The organism is Streptomyces griseorubiginosus, from assembly GCF_017614965.1.
GTDB lineage: Bacteria > Actinomycetota > Actinomycetes > Streptomycetales > Streptomycetaceae > Streptomyces > Streptomyces griseorubiginosus_B.
Window position 1 is genome coordinate 1 of the sequence record NZ_WVUG01000558.1, and the last position, 2,526, is coordinate 2,526.

Below are 2,526 nucleotides of genomic sequence, written 5' to 3' on the forward strand. Positions count from 1 at the left end.
CCCTGCCGACGCTCGCCAAGACCGGCGGTGACGCCAAGCCGCGAGCCGCCGCCGACCTCACCGGCGACGCCCTGGCCGCGCTGCAGAAGGCGATCGACGCCCTGCTCCAGGCGGTCACCTCCGGGGACGTCAGCCAGGTGGTGCCGGCCGTCACGAGCGTGGTGACCGGGCTGGTCAACACCATCACCTCGACCCTGCTGGGCGGCAGCCTGCCCGCCGCCGACCTGCCGGGGCTGCCGGTGTCGACGCCCTCGCTCCCCGCGGCGCCGGCGCTGCCCGTCGAGTGACCCGGGGCGAGCGCCAAACTCACCGGACCGCCCGGCCGATCCGCAGCGATGGTCGGCCGGGCGGCCTTTCGGCGGCCTCTTTCGGCGGCTTTTCTGCCGCTTTTCTGCGGCCTTTCATATGAGGATGAGAAACGTTTTCTGCGCACGGGGTTTCCCTCCTCGGCGTGGATCGTTGGGCACGGCGTCAGAAATCCCCTGGTGACGTGAGTTGCCCGATGAAAGGAACCCGATGAAGTCCCTGAAGGCCGCCGCTGTCGTTGCCGGTACCGTCGCCCTCGCCGGCGCCGCCGCGCCCGCGTTCGCCTACAGCGCCTCGGACGTGACGCCCACCAGCCTCAACGGCGCCGTGAACACGCTCACCAGCGGGCACATCGAGCCCCGCGACGTGATGCCGCTGCAGCACCAGTCGAACGCGCTCGACACCGAGAACAAGGACTCCCTGCTCAGCACCGTGAAGGGCGCGACCGGCGCGCTGAACAACAACGGCGGACTGCTCGGCGGCCTGCCGCTCCAGCACTGAGTCACGGTCGTTCGAGGCGGGTCCCTCGTTCGTGTGGACAGGGCGGGGACCGTCCCCCGGTCGGGTGAGAAGCCGCCCGGCCGCCTTCCGGGCCGTCGATAAGGTCGCGCGGTGACCTCAACCTCAAGCGAAACCCGCCCCCTCGGCCCCGCCGAACTGGGCACCCTCGTCGTGATGGCCTGGAGCGGCGAGGCCCCCGACGGCGACATGCCCTACCTGCTCGCCTACCCCCTGGGCGACGCGGCGGCCGGCCCCGAGGCCGCGTCGGCCGCCGTCGCCGAACTGCTGGGAAGCGTCGGCCTCCCCCTCGGCGGCGAGCTGACCGACGCCGCCGCCAGGCCGAGCCTGCCGCTGAGCCTGCTGGTCGAGGGCGGCCACGCCGTCGTCACCCTGCCCGGCTCCAACGCCCAGTGCACCCCGCCGCCGGAGTGGCTCGCCGCGGTCGCCGAACGGGGCTACGCCTACCTGGTGTTCACCACCCGTCCCTGGCCCGAGGCCGAGCCGGGCAAGCCCGTCGACCCCGAGGTCTTCGCCGCCTTCGCGGGAGCCGAGGAGACCCTGAACGCGGCGGCGCACGTCGTCCTCCCGGCCCGCAGGCTGCGCGGCTGACGGCGGTGGCCGCGGGGCAGGACGCGGCGCGGCGGGCGGGCACCGGCCCCGGGTTCGCCCTGCTGCTGGTGATCACGGGCGCGGCCGGACTGCTGGCCTCCTGGGTGATCACCCTCGACGAGTTCAAGCTGCTCAAGAACCCGCACTTCACGCCGGGTTGCAGCCTGAACCCCGTGGTGTCCTGCGGCAGTGTCATGAAGAGCGACCAGGCCTCGGTCTTCGGGTTCCCCAATCCGATGCTGGGCCTGGTCGCCTACGGCATCGTCGTCTGCGTCGGCATGAGCCTGCTGGCCGGCGCCGTCCTTCCCCGCTGGTACTGGCTGACCTTCGACGCCGGATGCCTGTTCGGCGTCGGGTTCGTGTCCTGGCTGCAGTTCGAGTCGCTGTACCGGATCGACGCGCTGTGCCTGTGGTGCTGTCTGGCGTGGGCCGCCACGATCCTGCTGTTCTGGTACGTCACCTCGTACGCCGTCCTGCGCCGCTTCCTGCCCGCGCCCGGCTGGGGGAGGACGTTCCTCGGCGAGTTCACCTGGGTGCTGCCGCTGGCACACGTCGGAGTGATCGGCATGCTGGTGCTGACGCGCTGGTGGGACTTCTGGACAAGCTGACTACTGCTGCACCCGGGGGAATTGTGAACTGATGGCGCAGGCAGCCTCGTTACTCGGTACGCACGCAGAGCCCGCCGAACCGCGAAAGGGACCGTACCCGAGATGAAGTCCACCACCCGAGGAACCCTCGCCGCCGTCCTCACCGGCGTCGCGGCCGCCGTCGGCGCCGCCGCGGCGACCCCCGCCGCCGCGATCGGCACGGTCCCCGTCCCCGTGCCGCTGGAGGGCGCCGAGCAGTCCCTGGGCATGGAGCTGCCCAAGCTCGGCGGAGAGATCCCCCTGCCGACGCCGGGCCGGCCCGACGGGCCGCGGTACGTCGAGGGCCGGCTCATCCCGGAGCACGTCCTGCCGCAGCTGCCCGTCGCCGGCGGGCTGCCCGGAGCGGGCCTGCGCGCGCCCCTGCCGCACGTCCTGGGCGACCAGTTCGACCACGTCGGTCTCTCCACCCCGGCCTCCGACCTGCGTACCCTCGCCCCGGGCCTGAACCTGGACGCCCCCCTGA

4 protein-coding genes and 1 pseudogene are annotated in these 2,526 nt (G+C 72.6%); all 5 read left to right on the forward strand.

Translation table 11 applies throughout. From position 1 onward, the window contains the following. A pseudogene (locus GRC12_RS43560) lies at window positions 1-287 on the forward strand (hypothetical protein); the annotation flags it as partial. A gap of 229 nt (window positions 288-516) precedes the next feature. Then, on the forward strand, window positions 517-807 hold the full coding sequence (locus GRC12_RS43565) for a hypothetical protein (protein WP_208785968.1): 291 nt from the start codon (window positions 517-519) through the stop codon (window positions 805-807). Window positions 808-918: 111 nt separating this feature from the next. Continuing rightward, a complete protein-coding gene (locus GRC12_RS43570) occupies window positions 919-1,416 on the forward strand; it encodes a DUF5949 family protein (protein WP_208785969.1) in 498 nt (165 codons plus the stop codon). 5 nt (window positions 1,417-1,421) lie between these two features. Beyond that, complete coding sequence (locus tag GRC12_RS43575) at window positions 1,422-2,024, forward strand: vitamin K epoxide reductase family protein (RefSeq protein WP_208785970.1); 603 nt, start codon at window positions 1,422-1,424, stop codon at window positions 2,022-2,024. A 102-nt stretch (window positions 2,025-2,126) separates the two neighbouring features. Further along, a partial coding sequence (locus tag GRC12_RS43580; protein WP_208785971.1) for a hypothetical protein occupies window positions 2,127-2,526 on the forward strand: 400 nt, incomplete at its 3' end.